The sequence below is a fragment of the Anaeromyxobacter sp. K genome (assembly GCF_000020805.1).
GTDB lineage: Bacteria > Myxococcota > Myxococcia > Myxococcales > Anaeromyxobacteraceae > Anaeromyxobacter > Anaeromyxobacter dehalogenans.
This window is the reverse complement of record NC_011145.1, coordinates 4239376-4262600: the sequence shown is the minus strand read 5'-3', so window position 1 is coordinate 4262600 and position 23225 is coordinate 4239376. Positions and strand designations below refer to the sequence as shown.

The window sequence follows — 23225 nt, the reverse complement described above, 5'->3', positions numbered from 1 at the left end:
CGGCCCGGCCGCGGCGCTACAGCCCGGTCCTCGCCCGCACCACCTGGTCGAGCGCGGCCGCGTCGAGGCCGGGCATGCCCATGGCCAGCGACAGCTCCTCCGGCGTGCGCCGCGTGCCGTCCGCCCAGGTGCGCACCAGCCACGCGCCGGCCGCCGGCGAGCCCCACCAGGCCGGCGCCGCGGCGCGGCCGGCCAGGAACTGCTCGGCCTGCGCGGCGAGCAGCTCGGCGCGGAGCGCCTCGGCGGAGCGCAGCAGCGGATCGGGCTCGAGCCGCCAGGCCGCGAGGTCCGGCTCCTCCACCGGGCACCCGTAGGCGCGCGCGGGGAGCGCGGCGCGGGCTTCGGCGCCGGCGGGGCCGGCCGGCGCGAGCGCCGCGAGCACCCGGGCGGCCGCCTCGCGGGTGCGCATGAGCCGGCGCGCGGCCGCGCTGCGCGCCTCGGCGCGCGCCTGGTCGGCGTCGAGGCCCTGCGCCTCGAGCCACTGCGGCGCGCCGGCCACCTCCTCGAGCAGGATGGCCCACGCGCCGCTCACCGCGCCGGGGCCGAGCCGCCGGAACTCGAGCGGCGCCTGGGGCGCCACGTGCGCGTAGGCGAGCGCCGCGCCCAGCTCGTGGAGCACGCCGCGGAGCGCCTCCATGCCCGAGACCGGCGCCGCGGAGAGCCGCACGTCGCGCGGCGGGTCCACCGGCAGCGCGATGGCGTGGGGCAGCTTGCCGGGCCGCGCCGCCGCGTCGAGGAGCAGGTTGCGCTGGGCGGCGAGATCGAGGCCCAGGCCGGACAGGATCGCCGCGCCGGCGTCGAGCGCCTTGCCGGCCGGGAACGCGGACGCGGGCGCCGCCGGGCGCACCAGCCGCGGCAGGTCGCGGGCCCGGACCGCCTCCGGCGCCATCCCCTCGCGCCCGGCCAGGTCGGCGACGAGCGCGCGCCAGGTCGCGTCGGTCCGGGCGAGCACCGCGTCGGCGAGCGCGCCCAGCACCGCGGGGGACTCGCCGCGCAGGTCGGCCGCGAGCGCCTCCGGCGACGGGTAGCCGAGCGTCCGGGCAGCGGCCGCGAGCCGGGCGTCGCGCGCCTCGATCAGCGGCGCCACCGGGCTCGCGGCCTGGGCGGCGGCCTCGGCGAGCGCGCGGCGGCGGGCGGGCTCGGGCTCGGCCGCGAGCAGCGCGGCCGACTCGCGCACCGGCACCTCGTGCCCGGCCCAGCGGAAGTGCGCGGCGGTGCGCGCCTCGGCGACGCGCCGCACCGGCTCGGCGAGGTCGCGCGCCAGCCGCTCGCCGACGAGCCAGGCGCGCAGGTACGCCGCGGCCCGTCGGCCGTCGCCGCGCTCGGCCTCCACCGCCGCGCGCACCGCCGCGCGCGCCGCCGCGAGCGCCGGATCCGCGAGCAGGTCCTCGTGGCCCTTCCAGGCGCCCGCCGGGTCCGCGTCCGCACCCTTCGTGAACACCTCCCAGTACGCCTCCGCCTGCGCGCGCAGCACCGCGTCGGCGCCGGCCCGCAGCGGCGCGAGCGCGGCGGTGGTGGCGGCGCTGCCGGGCTCGGGCGACGGCGGCGCGGCGGCCGCCGGCGTCGGGGGGGTGGCGGGCGCGCGGTGCGCGCAGGCGGCGAGCAGCGCGAGCGGCACGGCGAGCAGGGCGGGGATCGGGCGGAGGCGCTTCACGAGGCGGGGATCTTAGCGCGGCGCGCGGGTTCTCGCGCGCACGGGAGGGCGCGGCGGTAGAGTCCGCCGCATGAGCGATCGCCGCAGGGAGGCCGCCCGGGCGCGGGCCCGCCTCTCCGCCGAGGTGCGCCGGATCCTGGGCGGCCTCGGGTACGAGGAGGTGGAGACGCCGTCCCTGGTGCCCGCGCCGGGCATGGAGCCGCACATCGACGCGTTCCAGGCCACCTTCGTGCCGGAGGGCGGCGGGGCGTCGCGGCCGCTGTGGCTCCAGAACAGCCCCGAGTACGCCATGAAGCGGCTGCTCGCCGATGGCTTCGAGCGGGTGTTCCAGCTCGCCCGGGTGTTCCGCAACGGCGAGGTCTCGCGCACCCACAACCCGGAGTTCACCATGCTCGAGTTCTACCGGGCCGGGACGGACTACCGGGGGATCATGGCCGACCTGGAGGTGCTGGTGGAGGGCGCCGCCCGCGCGCTCCTTCCCGGCGGCGAGCCGCGCGTGAGGCGGAACGGCCGGGTGCTGTGGCTGGGGGCGCCGTTCGAGACGCTCACGGTCGCCGAGGCGTTCCGGCGCCACGCCGGCGTGGACCTGGAGGCGTGCGCCGGCGACGCGGACCGGCTGGCCCGCGCGGCGCGGGAGGCCGGGCACGATCCCGGCCCGCCCGGCGAGCCGTTCGACGACGTCTTCTTCCGGGTGATGCTCGACGCGGTGGAGCCGCGCCTGGGCGTGGATCGGCCCACCTGGCTGGTGGACTGGCCCGCCTCGATGGCCGCGCTGTCGAAGGTGAAGGCCGCCGACCCGCGCTGGGCGGAGCGGTTCGAGCTGTACGCAGGGGGGCTCGAGCTCGCGAACGGGTTCACCGAGCTGACCGACGCGCGCGAGCAGCGGGCGCGGCTGGTGGAGGAGCAGGCGCTCCGGCGCAGGCTCGGCCGGCCGGCGTACCCGCTCGACGAGCGGTTCCTGGAGGCGGTGGGGCGCATGCCCGAGGCCGGCGGCGTGGCGGTCGGCTTCGACCGGGTGCTCATGCTGCTCACCGGCGCCGCGTCCATCGAGGACGTGCTGCTCTTCCCCGCGCACGGCTTCTGGGGCTGAGCCCCGGGCCGCGCTCAGCGCACCTTCACGCCGAGCGAGAGCCCCTCGCCGGTGGGCAGCAGCGTGGCGCGGAAGCGGCCGCCCTGCGCGAGCCGCGCGCTGAAGGTCCGCAGCGCCTCCATGGCCTCGGCGTCCTCGCCCTGCGGGCGGGCCCGGTGCACCTGCCCGAACCCGAAGGTGTTGTCGGCGAGCACGGCGCCGCCGATCCGCAGGTGCTCGGCGGCCCAGTCCAGGTAGGCCGGGTAGCCCTTCTTGTCGGCGTCGATGAACACCACGTCGAACGGCCCCTCGGCCTCGACGGCCGCCAGCCGCTCCAGCGCCGGGCCCACGTGCACCCGCACCCGGTCCGCCACGCCCGCCTCCTCGAAGTGGCGGCGCGCCAGGGCGGCGCGGCCCGGGTCGAGCTCGAACGTGTGCAGGCGCCCGTGCTCGCCCATGCCGCGGAGCAGGCAGACGCCGCTGTAGCCGCCGAGCGTCCCGATCTCCACCGCGCTCCGCCAGCCGCAGGCGCGCGCCAGCACCTCGAGGTGGAGCCCGTCCATGGCGCCGACCTGGATGGCCGGGAGCCCCGCGGCGATCGAGCGCTCGCGGATGCCGCGCAGCACCTCGTCCTCGGGCCGGTAGGTGGCCGCGGCCCAGGCCGCCAGCTCCGGGTCCGCCGCGCCGTACGCCTTCACGTCAGGTGATCCCATGGACGGGATGTGCCGCGGCCGCGGCCGAAGGGCAATCACCCCCGAGGGCTGCGCCCTCGCCCCGCCGGCGGAGCCGTCGGGGCCCACTCCTGCTGCGCGGGGCCCGCGACCTCGCGCGCCCGCCTGCGCGGGCTCGCGCGAAGTCCCCGCGGGCGCGCCTGGCGGCGCGCTGCCCGGGGAAGAGGGCGCGTCAGTGCTGCACGGGTGGCTCGGCCTCGCCGCCCGGGAGCGGCACGGCCGGCCGGAGCGGCAGCGTCACCTCGAACGCGGCGCCCTCGCCCGGCGCGCTCTCGACCCGGACCGCGCCGCCGTGCGCCTCCACGATCCGCTTCACGATGTACAGGCCCAGCCCGAGCCCGCCGTAGTTGCGCGACGACACCGCCCGCTCGAAGCGCTCGAAGATCTGCCGCTGGTCGGCCGGGTCGATCCCGATGCCCTGGTCGCGCACCCGCAGGTACGCGCGCCCGTCGCGCGTGCCGAACGAGACCTCCACCGGCTTGCCCGCGCCGTACTTCACCGCGTTGGAGAGCAGGTTCGTCGCCACCTGCGAGATGCGCAGCCGGTCCCAGCGGCCGCGCACCGGCTCCCCCTGCACGGTCACCTGCGACCCCGCCTGCGCCGCCTCGTCCTCCACCTGCGCGACCGCCTCGGACACCGCGTGGCCGAGGTCCACGTCCTCGAGCTCGAGCTCCAGCCGGCCCATGTGGATCCGCGACACGTCGAGCAGCGCGGCCACCAGCTTCTCGAGCCGCTGCCCCTGCCGCTCGGCGGTGGCGAGCACGCGCTCGACGTACGCGGCCGGGAGCGACTCGAGCGCCTCGCGGCTCGCCACCCGGCGCATGTTCTCGAGCGCGAGGCGCAGCGCGGTGAGCGGGGTGCGCAGCTCGTGCGAGGCGATGGAGAGGAACTCGTCGCGGGCGGCCACCGCCGCCTGCGCCTCGCCGTAGAGCCGCGCGTTCTCGAGCGCCTGCGCGGCCCGGTGGGCGAGGTCCTCGAGCAGCGCCTCGTCCTCCGAGGTGTACGGCGCGCCGCCCGCGTCGCGCATGAGCGTGATGTGCCCGACCACGGTGCGGCGCTGCTCCAGCGGCGCGATGAGCAGGCTGGAGACGCCCTCGAGGTAGGGCAGGTACTCCGGCTTCATCTCGTTGCGGATGATCTCGCGGGTGAGGTGCGGGATGCGCAGGGGCTTCCCGGAGGCGAGGACGCCGGCGGTGATGCCCTCGCCGGTGCGCTGCGGGGACGCGAGCAGCACCCTCCGGCGCAGCGCGGCGCGCTCGGGGGACGGGTGGTAGACGGCCACCGGCACCAGCCACTCGCCGTCCTCGGAGACCACGCGGATGAGCGCGCCGTCCCCGATGAGCTCGGAGAGCCGCCGCGCCACGGTGTCGAGCGTGGTCTTGTAGTCGAGCCCGGCCGCGAACACGCGCGAGGCCTCGGCCAGCGCCTCCAGCCGGCGCGCCTGCCGGCGCAGCGCCGTCTCGGCCCGGGTGCGGTCGGTCACGTCGATGCCGGTCGAGACGATGCGGTCCACCTCGCCGGCGGCGTCGAACAGCGCGGCGTTGGACCAGGCGATGAGGCGCGCCTCGCCGTCGCGGGTGCGCCAGTGCACCTCCTGCTGGTTCGGGAAGTCCCGGGCGAGCATCCGCGAGAACGCCCTGCGGATCCCGTCGCGCTCCTCGGGCAGCAGCAGCACGTCCCAGAACGGCCGGCCCACGATCTCGCCCGCGCGCCAGCCGGTCACCCGCGTGCAGGTGCGGTTCCAGCGGACCACGCGCCCCTCGCGATCGAGCACCACCACCAGCGCGCCGGCGCTGTCCGCCACCGCCTCGGCGACCGCCTGGTCCTCGGCGAGCGTGCGCAGCCCGTCGCGCAGCGTGGCGGCCTCGGGGAGCGATCCCCTCCGCGCCGCGTCGTCCAGCAGCGCGCCCAGCCGTTCGAGGAGCCGTCGGCGATCCGGGGTCGGCGGCACGGGAGCCCTCTCAGTACTCGAACCCGCTCCCGCCGATGAACTCGCGGATGAGCGAGGTCGGCGGGACGTGGTCCGGGTAGATGGAGACGAAGCGGTCCACCAGGTAGCGGAGCCGGTGCGCGGTCGGGAAGGCCGGGTGGTCCGGCGGGACCTCCAGCAGGTAGCGCTCGGCGTAGACCTTCAGGACGGCGGGCTCGTAGATGAGCGAGGTGTCGAACACCGCCTCGGCCTCGTCCTGGTACGGGAAGATGTGCTCGCGCTCCCCCGCCTGCACCGACGGCCAGCGCACGATGTTGTCCGCCGCGGAGTAGCCGCGGTGGTGGCGGTCCCGGATGATCCGGCGCAGCAGGCGGAGGTCGGTGGCCGACACGCGCGTGAGCCGGTCGAACGGGAGCGTGGTGGCGGGGTGCACGAACACGCGGAACAGCTCGCCGGCGCGCGGGATGGCGCCGAGCAGCCGCGGGTTCAGGCCGTGGATCCCCTCCAGCATGAGCACGTCGCCCGGGCGCAGCTGGATCACCGGCCCGCCCTCGGGGTGGCTCCGGCCGGTGAGGAAGTGGTAGTGCGCCGTGCGCACCGCCTCGCCGGCGAGCAGCCGGCGGACGTGGTCCTGCAGGAGCGGCAGGTCGAGCGCCTCCAGCGCCTCGAAGTCCCACTCGCCGCGGGCGTCGCGCGGGGTCTTCTCGCGGTCCACGTAGTAGTCGTCGAGGGAGATGCCCACCGGGTTCACGCCGTCGATCTGCAGCTGGACGGTGAGCCGCTTGATGAACGTGGTCTTGCCCGACGACGACGGGCCGGCGATGGAGATGATCCGGATCCGCTCGCGCCCGGCCGCGATGGCGTCGGCGATCTGGCCGATCCGCTTCTCGTGGAAGCCCTCCGCCACGCGGATGAGCTGCGTCACCTGGCCGGAGATGCACAGGTCGTTGAACGCGCCCACGCTGGTGACGTCCATGGCGTCGAGCCAGGCCCGGTGGTCGCGGACCATGTCGCCGGGGCGGCGCGGCCGCGGGCGCGGGGTCGCGCCGTGGCCGTTGCGCGGGTCGAGCCGGCCGAGGTCGAGCAGCAGGCCGTCGTCGCCGTCCGCCGGCTCCAGCGTCCAGCCGTGCAGCGCCCCGGTGGACGGCAGCAGCGGCCCCATGGACAGCGCGTACACGTCGCCGCACGAGACCAGGCGGACCGTGGCCTGCCGGCGGACGCGCAGCAGCCGGGCGGCGTCGCTCCAGCCGCGCTCCAGGAACCACCCCTGCGCCTCGTCGGTGGACCAGTACTCGCTCCGGAACGGCGCGTCGGCGGCGACGATCCGCTCCATCCCGGCCGCGAGGCGCGCCGCCAGCGCGGCGCGATCCTCCCCGCCCGCGCCCTCCACCATGACGAGCTGGCGCACCCCGAGCGACGGCCCCATGCGCACCCGCAGCGCCGGCGCCACCTGGTGCGCGGCCTCCAGCAGCACCAGCCCGAGCGAGTGGGCGTAGACCTGGCGCCCCTCCCAGTGCGAGACGGTGAGCGGCGCCACGGTGGTGTCGGTGAACACCGGGGTCGCGAGCGACACCGGCTTCTGCCCGAGCAGCCCCGCCACCACCAAATCGCCCTCGATGGCCTCGGGCAGCAGGTCGCGCACGCGCGTGCCGGTGCGGATCCGGCGCGCCTCGCCCATCACCTGGACCGTGACCTCCTGCGCGCGCGGCAGCGAGCGGCCGCGCAGCAGCAGGTCCATGTCGCCGCTCACGCGCTCGAGGTCCTCGGCGAGCGCCGCCGCCACGCCGATGGCGAGCTGCGTCGCGACCGCGGGCGCCTCGCGCTCCAGCTCGGCGAGCGCGGCCGGGGACAGGCGCGCCACGGTGAGCGCGCCGTCGGAGATCACCGTCTCGCCCCGGTGCCGCCCGCCCAGCCCCGCCAGCTCGCCGAAGTGGTCGCCCGGCCCGAGCCGGCGCAGCGCGAGCTGCTCGCGCCGGAGCGTCGCGGTGCCCTCCAGGATCAGGTACAGGTGGCGCCCCGCGTCGGCGTCCCCGTGCACGCGCGTGCGCGCGGCGAACGTGAGCCGCTCGGCCCGGGCCAGCAGCCGCTCGCGGGCCGCCGCGTCCATGCGGGCGAGCAGGGGGCCGCGCTCCAGCGCGGGGCCGGGCGGGCGGGACAGGTCCTGTGGCCGGATGGCCATCCGGTGGGCGCCTCCTCGGCGGGGGCCTACGATGCTAGCGCGTCCAGGGTGCGCGCGAAAGCGCACCCGGCCCCGCCGTGCGTGTCCCCGGCGGCCGGGCGGGCGGGGGGCCGGCGGATGCGCCTCACAGCACCCGCAGGAACAGGCACTTCAGATAGCGGGTCTCCGGCACGCCGGCGAGCTCGGGGTGGTCGCGGCCGGCGCCGCGCCGCTCCAGCACCTGCACCCGGCGCCCGGCGTCGTTGGCGGCGTCGAGCACCAGCTCCTCCAGCATCTCGGGGGACAGGTGATAGCTGCACGAGGCGGTCACCAGGATGCCGCCCGGCACCAGCACCTGCAGCGCGCGGAGGTTCACCTCCTTGTACCCGCGCCGCGCCGCCGGCAGCGACTCCTTGTTCTTCGCGAACGCGGGCGGGTCGAGCACCACCAGGTCGAAGGCGGGCTCCTCCTCGGAGCGGTCGCGCAGGTAGTCGAAGGCGTTCTCCTCGACGACCTCCAGGTTCTCGGCGCGGTTCAGCGCCGCGTTCTCGCGCAGGAGCCCGGCCGCGACCGGCTGCATCTCCACCGCGGTGACGCGCTCGGCGCGGCGCGCGAGGTGGAGCGCGAAGCCGCCGGCGTAGCTGAAGCAGTCCAGGCACCGGCCGGTGGCGTACTCCCCGGCGCGCAGGTGGTTCTCGCGCTGGTCGAGGAACGCGCCGGTCTTCTGGCCGGCGAGCACGTCCAGCCGCATCCGGACCTCGCCCTCGCGGTACTCGAGCGGCCCGGGCGCGGGGCCGCGCACCACGCCCTTCACCTGCTCCAGCCCCTCGAGCTCGCGCACGCGCACGTCGTTCCGCTCCACCACCGTGCGCAGGTCGAGCGCGCCCGCGAGCAGCTCGGCGATGAGCCCCTTGCGCCGGTCGGTGGCGGGCACGAGCGTCTGCACCACCCCCACGTCGCCGTAGCGGTCCGCCACCAGGCCCGGGAACAGGTCGGCCTCGCCGTGCACCAGCCGCACGAAGCGCTCCTCGCCGAAGACCCGCCGCCGCAGCGCGATGGCGTCCGACAGGCGCGCGGCGAGGAAGGCCTCGTCCACCGGGACCTCGTCGCGGGTGACGAGCCGCAGCGCGATCTTGGAGCGCGCCGACCAGAACGCCTTCCCCAGGAACCGCCCGCGCCCGTCCACCAGCGCCACCACGTCGCCCGCCTCGGCGCCGGCCGGGGCCTTCTCCACGTCCGTCCGGTAGATCCAGAGGTGGCCCCGGGCGATCCGCTCGGCGCCGCGGCGCGTGACCGTCACCTTCCGCTCGTCCATGGCGGCACTCCGTACCCGAGGACGCGCTCCGGCGCCAGCGGAGACCGGCGCAGGCCCGCTACAGCTCGACCGATTCCCGGAACGCCGGCAGGCCGTCCGCCTCCTGGAGGCGGCAGGCGGCCATCTGCGCGTCGTGGCCGAACACGACCACGCCGTCGTCCTCCAGCGCCTCGGCCATCAGCACCCGCTTCTCCTCGAGCGTGAGGAGCGGCTGCACGTCCCAGGCCGAGATCCAGGCCGGGCGAAGGTGCAGGTGGGTGGGGATGAGGTCGCCCGCGAACACGAGGTGCGAGCCGTCGTCCCCCTCGAAGCGCGGCAGCTGCAGGCCGGCGGTGTGGCCCTCCGAGACCACCAGGTCCAGGCCCGGGAAGAGCTGCAGCTCGCCCTCCACGAGGTGCAGCTGCTCCGACCGCTCCAGCGGCTCGAAGTCCTCGGGCAGGAAGCCGCGCGCGTCCTTCTCGCTGGGCGAGTGGGCCCAGTGCCACGCGCGGCGCTGCAGGTGGTGCACCGCGCGCGGGAACGCCAGCCGCGGCGCGCCGCCCGGATCGAGCCGCACCAGGCCGCCGGCGTGATCGAGGTGGAGGTGCGTGAGGAGCACGTCGGTGACGTCCCCGCGCGCCAGGCCCAGCCGCGCCAGCCCCGCGTCCAGCCCGCCGCCGGCGCGGTCCACCGCGTGGCGCTCGAGCCGCCGCGCGTCCCAGCGGTCGCCGAGGCCGACGTCCACGAGCACCACCCGGCCCCCGGCGCGGTCCACCGCCACCAGGCAGCGGGACACGAGCGGCACGCGGTGCCGGGCATCCGGCGCGAGCTGCCGCTCCCAGAGCGGCCGGGGCACCACCCCGAACAGCGCCCCGCCGTCCACCGCGTACCGTGCGTCCACCAGGCTCGCGATCTCGTACCTGCCGACGCGCATGAAACGAACGCTACACCACGCGCGCGTCCGCCGGATCGCCCGGCGAGGCGCCGCGCGCCATCGTCACCTGCGGTGGAGGCCCGAGAGGGTCGGGCGCGGCGTGGAGACCGGCGCCAGATTGCCCGCACCCCGCGTGCGTCCCCGCTGCCCACCCCGAGCGCGGGACCCACCTTGCAGCCGGAGGTGTCCGCCGTGCCCTATCGTGCCCACTGGATCGCGCTGTTCGTCGTCCTCGCCGGCTCGTTCGCCATCCTGGGCGGCTACGCGCCCCGCATCCGCTCGTCCGCGCCGCCGCTGCCGGAGCGCGTGATCGGGCCGGGCGGCACGACCGTGATCGAGGGCAGCGCGATCCTGCGCGGGCAGAACGTGTGGCAGTCGATCGGCGGCCAGGAGGTCGGCTCGGTGTGGGGCCACGGCGCGTACGTGGCGCCGGACTGGACGGCGGACTGGCTGCACCGCGAGGCGAACGCGATCCTCGACCGGTGGGCGCGGGCGGAGGGCGGCGGCCGCTACGCGGCGCTGTCGCCGGAGCGCCAGGCGGCGCTGCGCGAGCGGCTGCGCACCACGCTGCACGAGAACACCTACAGCGAGGACGCCCGCACCATCCGCGTCGGCCCGGAGCGCGCCGCGGCGTTCGAGGAGCTGGCGCGCCACTACGCCTCGGTGTTCCGCGACGGCGTGGACGCGTACGCGATCCCGGCCGGCGCGCTGACCGACCCGGCGCGCGCGCGCGACATGGCCGCGTTCTTCTGGTGGACGGCGTGGGCCGCGGTGACCGACCGCCCCGGCGAGCAGGTCACGTACACGCAGAACTGGCCGCACGACCCGCTCGTCGGGAACCGCCCCACCGGCCAGGCGGTGGTCTGGAGCGTCATCTCGTTCGTGCTGCTGCTCGCCGGGATCGGCGCGCTCGCCTGGTACCACGGCAGCCGCAAGGAGCCGGAGGTGGCCGCGGACGAGCTGCCGCTGCGCGACCCGCTGTTCGGGCTGAACCCGACGCCGAGCCAGCGGGCCACCGTGAAGTACTTCTGGGTGGCGGCCGCGCTGCTGGTGGTGCAGATCGCGCTCGGCGCGCTCACCGCGCACTACGGCGTGGAGGGGTCGAAGCTGTACGGCTTCCCGCTCGCCGAGATCCTGCCGTACTCGGTGACCCGCACCTGGCACACGCAGCTCGGCATCTTCTGGATCGCGACCGCCTGGCTCGCGACCGGCCTGTACATGGGGCCGGCGGTGTCCGGCACCGAGGCGCCGGGCCAGCGCCTCGGCGTGAACCTGCTGTTCGTCTCGCTGCTCGTCATCGTGATCGGCTCGCTCGCCGGGCAGTGGCTGTCGGTGATGCAGCGGCTCCCCGGCGAGAGCTGGTACTGGTTCGGCCACCAGGGGTACGAGTACGTGGACCTGGGGCGCTTCTGGCAGATCTTCCTGTTCGTGGGCCTGTTCCTGTGGCTCGGCCTCATGCTCCGGGCGCTCTGGCCGGCCCTGCGGCGCCCCAGCGCCACGCGGCCGCTCCTGCTCCTGTTCGTCCTCTCCAGCCTCGCCATCGCGCTGTTCTACGGCGCCGGGCTCATGTACGGCCGCACCACCAACCTCGCGGTGGTGGAGTACTGGCGCTGGTGGGTGGTGCACCTGTGGGTCGAGGGCTTCTTCGAGGTGTTCGCGACGGTGGTGATCGCGTTCCTGTTCGTGCGCCTCGGGCTGCTCCACCCGGACAAGGCGACGCGCGCGACGTTCTTCTCCACCACCGTGTTCCTGGCGGGCGGGATCGTCGGCACGTTCCACCACAACTACTTCGCCGGCACGCCGTCCTCGGTGATGGCGCTCGGCGCCACGTTCAGCGCGCTCGAGGTGGTCCCGCTCACGCTGGTGGGCCTCGAGGTCTGGCAGAACATCCGGCTCACCCGGGCGCGGACCTGGGTGAGCGCGTACCGCTGGCCCATCTACTTCTTCGTCTCGGTCGCGTTCTGGAACCTGGTGGGCGCGGGGCTGTTCGGCTTCTTCATCAACCCGCCGCTCGCGCTCTACTACATGCAGGGGCTCAACACGACCCCGGTGCACGGGCACGCGGCGCTGTTCGGCGTCTACGGCATGCTGGGCATCGGGCTGATGCTGTTCTGCCTGCGCGCGCTGCGCCCCGGCGCGGCGTGGAAGGAGCGCCCCATCGCGTGGTCGTTCTGGCTCATCAACGCGGGGCTGGCGATGATGGTGATGATCTCGGTGCTGCCGGTGGGCATCCTGCAGACCTGGGCGGCGGTCGAGAGCGGCACCTGGTGGGCGCGCAGCGCCGAGTTCATGCAGACCCCGCTCATGAACACGCTGCGCTGGCTGCGCGTGCCGGGCGACACGGTGTTCGCCGCCGGCGCGGTGGTGCTGGGCTGGTTCGTGCTGGGGCTCGCCACCGGCTGGTCGCTGCGCCGCACCGGCCACGTGGCCGAGGGCGCCACCGACGTCACCGAGGAGGACGCGCGCGCGGGCGGGCCCGCCTGAGCCACGGCGGCGCCCGCCGCGGCGCTACCGCGCGCGGAGGTACTGCTTCGGCCACGGGCCCTCGTGGCCCAGCACCTTCGACGCGCGGAGCGGGAAGTGGGGGTCGCGGAGCAGCTCGCGGGCGAGCAGCACCAGGTCGGCCTGGCCGGAGCGGATCACGTGGTCCGCCTGCTCGGGGGAGGTGATCATGCCGACCGAGCCGGTGGGGACGCCGGCCTCGCGCCGGATCCGCTCGGCGAAGCCGGTCTGGTACCCGGGGCCGGCGGGGATCTTCGCGCCGGGCACGAGGCCGCCGGTGGAGACGTCCACCAGGTCCGCCCCGAGCGCCTTCAGCGCGCGGCACAGCTCGACCGACTGCTCCGCGTCCCAGCCGCCCTCCACCCAGTCCGTCGCGGAGATCCGGACCAGCACGGGGAGCTCCTCCGGCCAGGCGGCGCGCACCGCCGCGGTGACCTCGCGCACCAGGCGCGTGCGGTTCTCGAAGCCGCCGCCGTACGCGTCGGTGCGGCGGTTGGTGAGCGGCGAGAGGAACTGGTGCAGGAGGTAGCCGTGCGCCGCGTGGACCTCCACCACCCGGAAGCCCGCGGCGCGCGCGCGGCGGGCGGCGGCCGCGAACGCGTCCACCACGCCGCGGATCCCGGCGAGGTCGAGCGCCGCGGGGGTGGGGTAGCCGTCCGCGAACGGCAGCGCGCTCGGCGCGACCGGCTGCCAGCCGCCGTCCGCCGCCGCCACCGGCCCGCCGCCGCTCCACGGCGCGGCGGTGGAGGCCTTGCGGCCGGCGTGGGCGAGCTGGATGCCCATGGCCGCGCCCTGTCCCTCGGCGAAGCGCACGACGCGCGCGAGCGGCTCGATCTGCCCGTCCTCCCACAGGCCCAGGTCGAGCGGCGAGATGCGGCCGCGGGCCTCGACGCCGGTGGCCTCGACCAGCACCAGCCCGACGCCGCCGGTGGCGAACGCGCCGAGGTGGACGAGGTGCCAGTCGTTGGCCCGGCCCTCGCTGGCCGAGTACTGGCACATCGGGGAGGCGGCGATGCGGTTGCGGACGGTGACGGAGCGGAGCGCGAGCGGGCTGAAGAGGTGCATGTCCTCAAATGGAACGCCGCCGCGCCCCGTCCGCAAGCGACACTTTCACGCAGCCTCGCGGCCGGGGCGCTGCGGCGCCTCGACGCGGGCCGGCAGCGGCGCGAGGGCCGCTCCTCCCTCGGGCACGCGGAACCAGCCCACCGTCCGGGCCAGCTCCTCCGCGTTGTCGGAGAGCGCGGCGGCCGAGCCGGCCAGCTCCTCGGAGGCGGCCGCCTGGCGCTCGGAGGCGCCGGCGAGCCCGTTCAGCACGTCGCCGATGGCCCGCGCCGCCTGGTGCTGCCGGCCGGCGGCCTCGGTGATGCGCTGCACCCGCTCGCTGGTGGCGCCGATGGAGGGCAGCGCGCGCGCGATCAGCTCGGCGGCGCGATCCGCCGCGGCCACGCTGCCCCCGGCCAGCTCGCCGATCTCCTGCGCGGCGGCGCGGCTCCGCTCGGCCAGGCGCCGCACCTCGGTCGCGACCACCGCGAACCCGCGGCCGTGCACGCCGGCGCGGGCCGCCTCGATGGCCGAGTTGAGGGCGAGCAGGTTGGTCTGGTACGCGATCTCGCCCACCACGCCGATCTTCTCGGCGATGGCCCGCATGGCGAGCGCCGTCTCGCGCACCGCCCCGGCGCCCTCGCCGGCGTCCTCCGCGGCGCGCCGCGCCAGCGCGTCGGTGGCCCGCGCCTCCGAGGCGGCGCCGTCGATCTCGGTGACCAGCTCGCGGACCGCCTCGCTGGACCGGGCCACGTCGGAGGCCTGCCCGCTCGACGCCTCCGCGAGCGCGCCCGCCACCGTGCGCGTCTCCTCGGCCGCGGAGGCGATCGCCTCGGCGGCGCCGCGGACCTCCCCCACCACCGCGGACAGGCGATCGGCCATCCCGGAGAGCGCGTCCAGCACGCGGCCCGGCTCGTCCCGCGCCGCGTCGGGGATCCGCACGGAGAGATCGCCGGACGCCACCGCGCCGGCCGCCTCCACCGCCCGCGCGAGCGAGCGGCGGACGCCGCGCGCCACCAGCGCCGCGCCGCCCAGGATCACCGCCACGATGAGCGCGCCCGTGCCGAGCACCCGCCGCGCCTCGCTCCGGACCGCCGCGTCGAGGTCGTCCACGTACAGGCCCGAGCCGACGACCCAGCCCCAGGGCTGGTACTGCGTCACGAAGGAGATCTTCGGCACCGGCACCGTGCTGCCCGGCTTCGGCCACAGGTAGTCCACGAAGCCGCTGCCGCGCGCGCGCACCGTGCGGACGAACTCCTGGAACAGCAGCTTGCCGTTCGGGTCCCGGTAGCCGGACAGGTCCTGCCCGTCGAGCTGCGGGTTGGTCGGGTGCATGACCATCCGCGGCTCGAGGTCGTTCACCCAGAAGTACTCGGCGCCGTCGTAGCGGAGCGCGCGCAGCGCCTCGAGCGCCGCGCGGCGGGCCTCCTCGGCGGAGATCTCGCCGCGGGCGGCGCGGGCGCCCTGGTGCTCGACGAGCGCCTGCGCCGCCTCCACCAGCGCGCGGACCTTGGCCTGGCGCTCGGCGAGCATGCGCGCCTCCAGCACGCGGACCGACTGCCACGAGAGCAGGAACAGGCCGGCGGCGCCGGCGAGCAGCACCAGGCGAAGGCGGGTGGAGATCGACAGGTTGGCGAGTGCGTGCAGCATCCGTCCTCCAAGGGGCTCCCCGCCCGAGCCCAATGGAAGGTTCGTGCCGATGGGTGCGCCGTCCCGCGCGGGTCAGATCCACGCGGAGCGTAAGCACATGTTTTCAACGGCTTGCGCCCCGCCCGGTGCGCGTTCACCCGTACGTACGGTTCGACTCGGGGCGGGTGGGTCGAGCCTCCGGGTCGGCGCGGCGGCGCAGCGGGTCACCCGCCATCGCCGGTGGGCTCGCGCCCACCCGGCTCGCCCTCGTCCTCCGCGGCGGGCTCGCCCTCTCGCGGCTCCACGGCGCCGAGCTCCGAGGTCCGGACGGAGGCGCCCGGATCCGGCGCGTCGAAGTCGGCGCGCGGCGCCACGTCGTCGCTGCCCGGCGAGTGGAGCGCCGGCGCGGGCGCCCGTCGCGCGCGGGGAACGGAGCCGTGCCGCATGTGCGGGCCGCTCCGGTCGGCACGATCGCGGTACGTCGGCTCCGGCCGCCCACGCGCCACCCCGGCCTCCAGCTCGGCGGGGCTCTTCACCTCGACCACCTCCGGCTCGCGCCGGGCGTGCCCCGCCGCCGGCGCGCCGCCTCGCAGGCCGCGCAGCCGCGCCGCCGCGCCCCGGAGCGCGCCCGACGTCGCCGCGAACGCGCGCCGCGCGGGCGCCGTCCGCGCCAGCAGCCACGCGCCCACGAGGCCGCCCGGGATGTGGAGCAGGCCGCGCCCGACGAGCGCGCGCACGAGCAGGAAGCCCGCCGCGGCGCCGGCCGGCCGCTCGGGGCGCCGCGCGGCGGCGGCGCGGGCCTGCTGGACCGCCCCGGCCGCGCGCTCCGCGGTGAGCGACGCGCGCACCTCCAGCCGCTCGAGCTGCGCGCGCGCCTTCCCCGGCGCCTGCCGCAACGCCCTGGTGGCGCGCGCCCGCCGCTCCGCCCCTTGCCCCGGCGAGAGGAACCACGCCAGCGACGCGAGCGCCGAGGCGGCCGCCAGCCCGCCCGCCCCGATCGCCGCCGCCCGGCCCGATCGCCCGCGCCGGATCATCCCGAGTGTCATGACCGCCCCCGTCCGCACGTCACGCTAACCACGGCGCGGCCACCACGGCGCCGCGGCCCGGGGCGCCGTCGGGCGGCGGGCGCCTTACGGTGACGTGCGTGAGGATCGACGCTCCGCCGGCGAAGGCGCCACCCTCCGTCCCGCGCCGCCGGCTCGCCGCCGGGGCCGAGGTGGCGGACGGGGGCGTGCACTTTCGCGTGTGGGCCCCGGCCTGCGCGCAGGTCGAGGTGCGCCTCGAGGGCGCGCGCGCCGGCTGCCACGCGCTCGCGGCCGAGCCCGGCGGCTGGCACGCGGGGCTGGTGCCGGGCCTGGGGGACGGGGCGCGCTACCGCTACCGGCTGGACGGCGGGGCGGCCTACCCGGATCCCGCCTCGCGCTTCCAGCCGGAAGGGCCGCACGGACCGTCGCAGGTGGTGGACCCGTCGCGCTTCGGCTGGACCGACGCGGGCTGGCGCGGGCTCCGGCCGCGCGGGCAGGTGCTGTACGAGCTGCACGTCGGGACGTTCACGCCGGAGGGCACCTGGGCCGCGGCGGAGCGCGAGCTGCTCGGCCTCGCCGAGCTGGGCGTCACCGCCGTCGAGGTCCTGCCGGTGGCGGAGTTCCCGGGCAGGTTCGGCTGGGGCTACGACGGCGTGGACCTGTTCGCGCCCACCCGGCTCTACGGCGCGCCGGACGACTTCCGGCGCTTCGTGGACCGCGCGCACGCGCTCGGGCTCGGGGTGCTGCTCGACGTGGTCTACAACCACCTCGGCCCCGACGGCTGCTACCTGCGGGAGTTCGCACCGGGCTTCTTCTCGACGCGGTACCGGGGAGAGTGGGGCGATCCGCTGAACTTCGACGGCGACGACGCCGGGCCGGTGCGCGAGCTCGTCGCCGACAGCGCCGCCGCCTGGATCTCCGAGTACCACCTCGACGGCCTGCGCCTCGACGCCACCCAGGGCATGTTCGACGCCTCGGAGGAGCACGTGGTGGCGCTCGTCGCCCGGCGCGCGCGGGCGGCCGCGGCCGCCGCGGGCCGGAGCATCCTGGTGGTCGCCGAGAACGAGCCCCAGGACACCGCGCTGCTCCGGCCGCGCGCCGAGGGCGGCATGGGGCTCGACCTCGCCTGGAACGACGACCTGCACCACTCCGCGGTGGTCGCGGCCACCGGCCGGCGCGGCGCGTACTACCACGATCACCGCGGCGCGCCGCAGGAGCTGATCTCGGCCGCGAAGCGCGGCTACCTGTTCCAGGGGCAGCGCTACGCCTGGCAGGGCAAGCGCCGCGGCCGCACCACCCGCGGGCTGCCCGCGCGCGCGTTCGTCGCGTACCTCGAGAACCACGACCAGGTGGCGAACCACCCGCGCGGCGAGCGGCTGCGCGCGCTGACCAGCCCCGGGCGCCACCGCGCGCTCACCGCGCTGCTGCTCCTCGGGCCCTGGACCCCGCTCCTGTTCCAGGGGGCCGAGTTCGGCTCGACGCGGCCGTTCCTCTACTTCGCCGACCACGGCGGCGAGCTCGGGCACCGGGTGCGCGAGGGGCGCGCCGCGTTCCTGCGCCAGTTCCCGGGCGTGGCCGGGCCGGACATGCGCGACCGGCTCCCGGATCCCGCCGATCCGGACACGTTCGCGCGCTGCCGGCTCGATCCGGCCGAGCGCGCCGCCGGGCGCGAGCTCCGCGCGCTCCACCGCGACCTGCTGGAGCTGCGCCGGCGGATGCCGGCGCTCGGCGACGCCGGGGACGAGCTGGACGGGGCGGTGCTCGCCCCGGAGGCGCTCTGCCTCCGCTGGCTCGCCGACGGCGCGGGCGACCGGCTCCTGCTCGTGAACCTGGGCCCGGATCTCGAGGCGGACGCGCTGCCGGAGCCGCTGGTCGCGCCGCCGGAGGGGCACGCCTGGCGCGTCGCGATCTCCACCGAGGACCCGCGCTACGGCGGCGCGGGGACGCCGGCCCTCGACGACGCGGCCGGGTGGCGGGTGCCGGCGCACGCCGCGCTGCTGCTCGAGCCGGGCGCGGAGGGCGCGGCGTGATCGAGCTTCCGGTGCGGCAGGGCTGGGCGCCGGGCGACGGCGCCGAGGCGCTGCTCGAGCGCGAGTGGCTGGTCGCGAACGGCCTCGGCGGCTACGCCAGCGGCACGCTCGCCGGCGCCTGCACGCGGCGCTACCACGGGCTGCTCGTGGCGGCGCTGCCGGGCGTCGGGCGCGCGGTGATGCTCTCGCACCTCTCCGACCGGGTCCGGCTCCCCGACGGCCGGGCCATCCGGCTGGCCGGGGACGAGCGCTCGGTGGGGCTCGCGCTGCACGGTGCGGAGCACCTGCGCGCGTTCCGGCTCGAGGGCGGGCTGCCGGTGTGGACCTACCGGCTCGGCGGGCTGGTGCTGGAGCGGCGCGTGGTGCTCGTGCACGGCCAGAACACGGTCCACGTCTCCTACCGCCTCCTCGACGGCGAGGGCCCGGTGCGGCTCACGCTGCGGCCCGGCGTCCACTTCCGTCCCCACGACGCGCCGGTGTCCGGGCCGGTGACGGCCTACCGCCTGGCGACGGCGCGCGGGCGCTTCGAGGTCTCCGGCGACGACCCGCGCTTCCCGCCGCTGCGCCTGGTCCTCCACGGCGCCCGCGCCGCGTTCACGGTGGAGGAGGAGCGGCTCGCCGAGGTGGTCTACCGCGTGGAGGCGAGCCGCGGCTACGACACGCAGGGCGACCTGTTCAGCCCGGGGCGCTTCCGCGTGGACCTCGGGCGCGAGGCGCCGGTGACGCTGGTCGCGTCCACCGAGCCGTGGGAGCGGGTGACGGCGCTCGCGCCCGAGGAGGCGCTCCGGGCAGAGCGCGCGCGGCGGGAGGCCTTGCTGGCCCGCGCGCCGGAGGCGGCGCGGCAGGGCCCCGCGGCCGAGCTGGTGCTCGCCGCCGACGCGTTCGTGGTCGAGCCCGCCGGCCGGGTGCAGGAGGAGGCGCAGGCGCGCGCCGAGGGCGACGCGCCGCGCACCGTGATCGCCGGCTACCACTGGTTCACCGACTGGGGCCGCGACACGATGATCTCGCTCGAGGGCCTGGCGCTCTGCACCGGCCGCGCGCGCGACGCCGCGGCGATCCTCCGCGCGTTCGCCCGCCACGCGCGCGACGGGCTCATCCCCAACCTGTTCCCCGAGGGCGACGCGGAGGGGCTGTACCACACCGCCGACGCGACGCTCTGGATGTTCCACGCGGTGGACCGGTACGTGCGGACCACCGGCGACCGGCAGCTCCTGCGCCGCCTGCTGCCGGTGCTTCGGGACGTGGTCGCGCACCACCAGCGCGGCACGCGCTTCGGCATCGGGGTGGACCCGGAGGACGGGCTGCTCCGGCAGGGCGAGCAGGGTTACCAGCTCACCTGGATGGACGCGAAGGTGGAGGGCTGGGTGGTCACCCCGCGCCGCGGCAAGGCGGTCGAGATCAACGCCCTGTGGTTCAACGCGCTCGCGAACCTGGCGCGCTGGCTCGAGGAGGAGGGGGAGGGCGAGGCGGCCCGGGCCGCGGGAGCTGCGGCGGCGCGCGCCCGCGCGTCCTTCAACCGGCGCTTCTGGAACGCGGCGGGGCGGCAGCTGTTCGACGTGGTGGACGGCGAGGACGGGCGGGACGATCCCGCGTGCCGGCCCAACCAGCTCCTCGCCATCGCGCTGCCCAGCCCGGTGCTCGAGCGCGACCGGTGGGCCCCGGTGCTCGAGACGGTGCGCGAGCGGCTGCTCACGCCGGTGGGGCTGCGGTCGCTGTCCCGCGACCACCCGGACTACAAGGCGACGTACCACGGCGACCTGCGGACCCGCGACGCGGCCTACCACCAGGGCACGGTGTGGAGCTGGCTCATCGGCCCGTGGGTGGACGCGTGGCTGCGGGTGCACCCCGGCGACCTGGAGGGCGCGCGGCGGGCGCTCGACGGGCTCGTGGGCGAGCTCGGCCACGCCTGCCTCGGGCAGATCTCCGAGGTGTTCGACGCCGAGCCGCCGTACACGCCGCGCGGCTGCGTGGCGCAGGCGTGGGGCGTCGCGGAGCTGATCCGCACGCTGCTGCGCGTCGCCGGCGCCGAAGCTCAGGACCCCGGCTCGCGGTCGGGATCCGGCCGCGAGATGGGGTAGTCGCTCTGCTCGCCCAGCAGCTCCGGCGCCTCCTCGCGCTCCGGCGGCGGCACCACGCCCGCGCGCCGCGGCGGCTCCTCCGGCGACCCCTGCGGCGGCTCCCGTCGCTCGGCCGGCACGCGCAGGTCCCCCGGCCCCTTCGATCCACCCGCCGGCACGCTCGCCCCGCCGGTCTCGCGCCGCTCGGCCGCCTCGCGCGCCCGGTCGGCCGCCCCGTCCGTCCACTCGTTCTCGGCCATGCCCCGCATGCTGCGCATCCGCCGGCGCCGGCGCCGCGCGGGGGGCCCTTCCATCTTCTCGTGCGCGCGCCGGCCGCGCCCGCCATGTCCGGGCCCGCACCCCGCGACGGAAGGAGCCGCCATGCTTCGCACCACGCAGGACGTCGTCGAGCTGCGCCGCTGGGCCGAGGCCCGCGCGGCCCGGCCCTGCCGCGAGGAGGCGAGCGGCCGGCTCGCGCTGGCGATGCCGGGCGAGTCGTGCCCGGCGGAGCTGCAGGAGGTGGGCTGGGAGGAGTTCGAGCCCGCCTTCTCGTACAGCCGCGCGGTGGCGGTCTACGACGACGCGCCCGGCGGCCGCCGCTGCTTCGTGGGCGGCTACGACGAGGCGCACGCGTTCGTGGCCTCGTGCCGGACCTGCGGGAGCGCCGGCGCGCAGGACGCCGGCGCCGCGCGCTGACGGCGAGCCCCCGGGGCGGCGACGCGCGCCGGGGGCGGAGCCGTCGCGCGCCTACCGGCTCCCGGTCGCGCCCTGCGCCGGCATCGCGTCGAGCGCGCGGGCCGCGGCGCGGACGAGCGGGGTGGCGGAGACGGGCGCGCCGGTGGCCTTCTTCATCCACAGATCCGGCGAGACCGCGCCCACCGTGGTCATCCGCTCGATCTCCGAGCCGAGCGTCGCGCCCTTCGGCAGCGCGGCGAGGTGGTCCTCTATCTGCGCCGAGATGAGCCGGCCCACCGGGTAGTCGGGGACGTAGAGGACGTTCGAGACGATGTGCGAGTAGATCGCGAGCAGCGGGACGTCGCGGGCGCCCAGCACCGGCGCGTACCAGCGGTTCCACACGTCGCGCGCGATCCCGAGCGTCGCCTCGCGGAGCTGCGCCGGGGTCGCCTGCGGGTGCGCGTACATCCACTTCCAGATCCCGAGGTCCACCAGCGCCACGCCGGAGATCTCGTAGGCGTCCCACAGGTCGCTCACCGCGCGCAGCCGCTGCTCCTCCGCGCCGGGGCCGGGTAGCCCCAGCACCTCGAGGTCGCGCGCCTGGAACACGAACGCGATCGCCTCGGTGAAGGCGGTGTTCGGCACGCCCTGCAGCAGCGTCGAGTCCACGCCGTAGAGCGAGAACGTCTGCTCGACGTTGTGGCCCAGCTCGTGGACGGCGATGTTGAAGCCCTTGTAGTCCATGCCGTCCGGGCCGACGCGGGTGCGCAGGTGCGCCTGGTCGCCGCGGCGCGCGGCGCCCATGGCGTGGCCCGAGCCGCGGGCCGGGTCCACGGCGATCCGCTCCGCGAGCCAGGCGGCCTTCTCCGGCGCGAACCCGAGGCGCTGGAGCACGTTCGGGAGGTCCTTCGCGAACGCGGCCGGCGTCGGGTAGCGCTTGCGCGTCATCGCGTCCAGCTCCGCCTCCGACTGGCGCGAGCGCGGCTTGAAGCCCGGGTACCAGATGTCGAACGGCTCCAGCTTGCGCCCGAGCCGCGCCTCGATGAGCGCCGCGATGCGCTTGATCTCCGGCGCGCCCAGCACCTCCTCCAGCATCGCGACCACCCGGGCCTCGGGCAGCTCGCGCTCCAGCTCGAACTTGCGGGCGATGAGCGTGGGCACCGAGGGCGAGTACGGGTCCGCGGCGCGCTGCGCCCGGAAGTTCGCGAGGATGCGGGCGTAGCGCACGTCGGCCTCGCGCGCGCCGTCCACCTTCGCGCGCGGCTTCGCCCCGCCCTCGATGGCGTCGGCCGGCGCGGGGCGCACCGCGTTCGTCCACGGGTTCCAGTCCACCGCCGGGTCGTTCACCACCGCGGCCGGGATGGTCTGCGTCACGATCCGCTCCATCACCTTGGCGATGGCGCGCTGCCGCGCCAGGCCCTGCGGGTCGGCGTACTGCGCCTTCAGCTCGTCGCGCAGGTTCCAGTGCGACAGGAGCCGCTTGCCCTTCGGGAACGGGCGCGCCCCCTGGTCGTCCACCAGGTGGTGCACGTAGACGTTGTAGTCGGCGATGTAGAGGTCGGCGTCCGCGCCGGCCTTCGCGATGTCGCGGTTCACCGCCGCGGGCACGCGGCGCGCGAAGCGGTTCGCGAGCCGCGCCTCGGCCCACTGGCGCCGGGACCAGGCCTCGCCCTGGCGGAGCCGCTCGTCGAGCGTGGTGAGCGGGAAGTTGAGCAGCGCCGCGAACGCGATCTTCCCGTCGAACAGGTCGTCCACCGCGTGGGCGGACGGGTCGTAGGCGGCGAGCAGGCCGTCCACCGGCTGCATCGGCCCGACGTCCAGCTGCGCGAAGGAGGAGAGCGTCCGGGCGATCTCCAGGCCGTTGCCGTCGAGCGCCTCGAAGCTCGCCTCGAAGCGCTTGAAGGTCTGGTCGAGGTCGCTCCCGCGGGGGCGGAACTGCTCGACGCAGAGCGCCTCGAACGCCTTCGCGTCGCCGTCCGACGGCCGCCAGAACGCCGCCGCCTGGGCGGCGCCGCGGGCGGCGCGATCCCGCTCGGCGTCGCCGTGCTTCGCGACCAGGGCGGCGGTGCAGCGATCGACGGCGCGGGCGAGGGCGGGCGGGGGCTTCGGGGTTGCGGTCATGGCGAGGGCGACCAGGGTCGCGGCGGCGATGGACATGGCCGCGCACTCTACCGCGAACCCTTCCCGGCGTTCCCGGCCTCTCACGCCTGCAATGAGGGGCGCCGGACGCCCCGAAGGAGACTCGTCATGACCGCCGAACGCGGTGTCCGCATCCTGGCCGGGACCTTCATCCTCGTATCGCTCCTGCTGGGCGTCGAGGCGAGCCCGCTCTTCGTGAACGCCCGCTGGCTCTGGCTCACCGTGTTCGTGGGCGCGAACCTGTTCCAGAGCGGCTTCACCGGCTTCTGCCCGGCCGAGATCATCATGCGGAAGGCCGGCCTGCGGGGCGCCGCCGTCCCCGCCTCGTCGCAGCGCTGAGCCCCCGCCGCACGCACG

Annotated in this window: 17 protein-coding genes; 6 read left to right on the top strand and 11 right to left on the bottom strand. The window is 76.7% G+C overall.

Annotated features, from left to right (window positions below; translation table 11 throughout):
• Positions 1–16 precede the first annotated feature (16 nt).
• Entirely contained in the window at positions 17–1654 is a 1638-nt protein-coding gene (locus ANAEK_RS19040) for a hypothetical protein (protein WP_012527758.1), read from the bottom strand.
• A gap of 70 nt (positions 1655–1724) precedes the next feature.
• Between ANAEK_RS19040 and epmA the strand changes: the two genes are divergently transcribed.
• Positions 1725–2744: an EF-P lysine aminoacylase EpmA gene (gene epmA / locus ANAEK_RS19035; RefSeq protein ID WP_012527757.1), complete on the top strand. Its 1020-nt coding sequence runs from the start codon at positions 1725–1727 to the stop codon at positions 2742–2744.
• Positions 2745–2758: 14 nt separating this feature from the next.
• On the opposite strand, the gene ANAEK_RS19030 is transcribed toward epmA, so the two are convergent.
• The 5 genes from ANAEK_RS19030 to ANAEK_RS19010 form a co-directional block, all read right to left on the bottom strand.
• On the bottom strand, positions 2759–3436 hold the full coding sequence (locus ANAEK_RS19030) for an O-methyltransferase (protein ID WP_012527756.1): 678 nt from the start codon (positions 3434–3436) through the stop codon (positions 2759–2761).
• Positions 3437–3626: 190 nt separating this feature from the next.
• Positions 3627–5405 carry an ATP-binding protein gene (locus ANAEK_RS19025; RefSeq protein ID WP_012527755.1) on the bottom strand — a complete coding sequence of 593 codons (1779 nt, stop codon included), beginning with the start codon at positions 5403–5405 and terminating at the stop codon, positions 3627–3629.
• 10 nt (positions 5406–5415) lie between these two features.
• Positions 5416–7563 (bottom strand): cyclic nucleotide-binding domain-containing protein, encoded by a 2148-nt coding sequence (locus ANAEK_RS19020; protein ID WP_012527754.1) that lies wholly within the window; start codon positions 7561–7563, stop codon positions 5416–5418.
• A gap of 124 nt (positions 7564–7687) precedes the next feature.
• Positions 7688–8857, bottom strand: coding sequence for a class I SAM-dependent rRNA methyltransferase (locus ANAEK_RS19015; protein WP_012527753.1), 1170 nt, complete (start codon positions 8855–8857; stop codon positions 7688–7690).
• A gap of 58 nt (positions 8858–8915) precedes the next feature.
• Positions 8916–9770 carry an MBL fold metallo-hydrolase gene (locus ANAEK_RS19010; protein ID WP_012527752.1) on the bottom strand — a complete coding sequence of 285 codons (855 nt, stop codon included), beginning with the start codon at positions 9768–9770 and terminating at the stop codon, positions 8916–8918.
• A 192-nt stretch (positions 9771–9962) separates the two neighbouring features.
• On the opposite strand from ANAEK_RS19010, the gene ANAEK_RS19005 reads away from it, so the two are divergent.
• Entirely contained in the window at positions 9963–12254 is a 2292-nt protein-coding gene (locus ANAEK_RS19005) for a nitric-oxide reductase large subunit (RefSeq protein WP_012527751.1), read from the top strand.
• 24 nt (positions 12255–12278) lie between these two features.
• Here the strand turns inward: ANAEK_RS19005 and ANAEK_RS19000 are convergent, their stop codons facing one another.
• The 3 genes from ANAEK_RS19000 to ANAEK_RS18990 all read right to left on the bottom strand — a co-directional run bounded on the left by ANAEK_RS19000 (position 12279) and on the right by ANAEK_RS18990 (position 15988).
• Positions 12279–13337 (bottom strand): NADH:flavin oxidoreductase/NADH oxidase, encoded by a 1059-nt coding sequence (locus ANAEK_RS19000; RefSeq protein WP_012527750.1) that lies wholly within the window; start codon positions 13335–13337, stop codon positions 12279–12281.
• Positions 13338–13382: 45 nt separating this feature from the next.
• Positions 13383–14963 (bottom strand): methyl-accepting chemotaxis protein, encoded by a 1581-nt coding sequence (locus ANAEK_RS18995; RefSeq protein ID WP_012527749.1) that lies wholly within the window; start codon positions 14961–14963, stop codon positions 13383–13385.
• A 203-nt stretch (positions 14964–15166) separates the two neighbouring features.
• Positions 15167–15988 (bottom strand): hypothetical protein, encoded by an 822-nt coding sequence (locus tag ANAEK_RS18990; protein ID WP_012527748.1) that lies wholly within the window; start codon positions 15986–15988, stop codon positions 15167–15169.
• 98 nt (positions 15989–16086) lie between these two features.
• On the opposite strand from ANAEK_RS18990, the gene treZ reads away from it, so the two are divergent.
• Positions 16087–17997, top strand: a complete 1911-nt coding sequence (gene treZ, locus ANAEK_RS18985; RefSeq protein WP_049778415.1) for a malto-oligosyltrehalose trehalohydrolase — start codon at positions 16087–16089, stop codon at positions 17995–17997.
• Entirely contained in the window at positions 17994–20075 is a 2082-nt protein-coding gene (locus ANAEK_RS18980) for an amylo-alpha-1,6-glucosidase (protein WP_012527746.1), read from the top strand. The genes treZ and ANAEK_RS18980 overlap by 4 nt, the downstream gene beginning before the upstream one ends.
• Here ANAEK_RS18980 and ANAEK_RS18975 read toward each other — a convergent pair.
• Positions 20030–20314: a hypothetical protein gene (locus tag ANAEK_RS18975; protein WP_157376714.1), complete on the bottom strand. Its 285-nt coding sequence runs from the start codon at positions 20312–20314 to the stop codon at positions 20030–20032. The two genes, ANAEK_RS18980 and ANAEK_RS18975, sit on opposite strands and share 46 nt — an antisense overlap.
• A gap of 121 nt (positions 20315–20435) precedes the next feature.
• Here ANAEK_RS18975 and ANAEK_RS18970 point away from each other — a divergent pair, with 121 nt between their 5' ends.
• Complete coding sequence (locus ANAEK_RS18970) at positions 20436–20750, top strand: hypothetical protein (protein ID WP_012527744.1); 315 nt, start codon at positions 20436–20438, stop codon at positions 20748–20750.
• A gap of 51 nt (positions 20751–20801) precedes the next feature.
• Here ANAEK_RS18970 and ANAEK_RS18965 read toward each other — a convergent pair whose 3' ends face one another.
• A complete protein-coding gene (locus ANAEK_RS18965) occupies positions 20802–22886 on the bottom strand; it encodes a hypothetical protein (protein ID WP_012527743.1) in 2085 nt (694 codons plus the stop codon).
• Between the two features lie 90 nt (positions 22887–22976).
• Between ANAEK_RS18965 and ANAEK_RS18960 the strand changes: the two genes are divergently transcribed.
• On the top strand, positions 22977–23207 hold the full coding sequence (locus ANAEK_RS18960) for a DUF2892 domain-containing protein (protein WP_012527742.1): 231 nt from the start codon (positions 22977–22979) through the stop codon (positions 23205–23207).
• Positions 23208–23225: the final 18 nt, after the last annotated feature.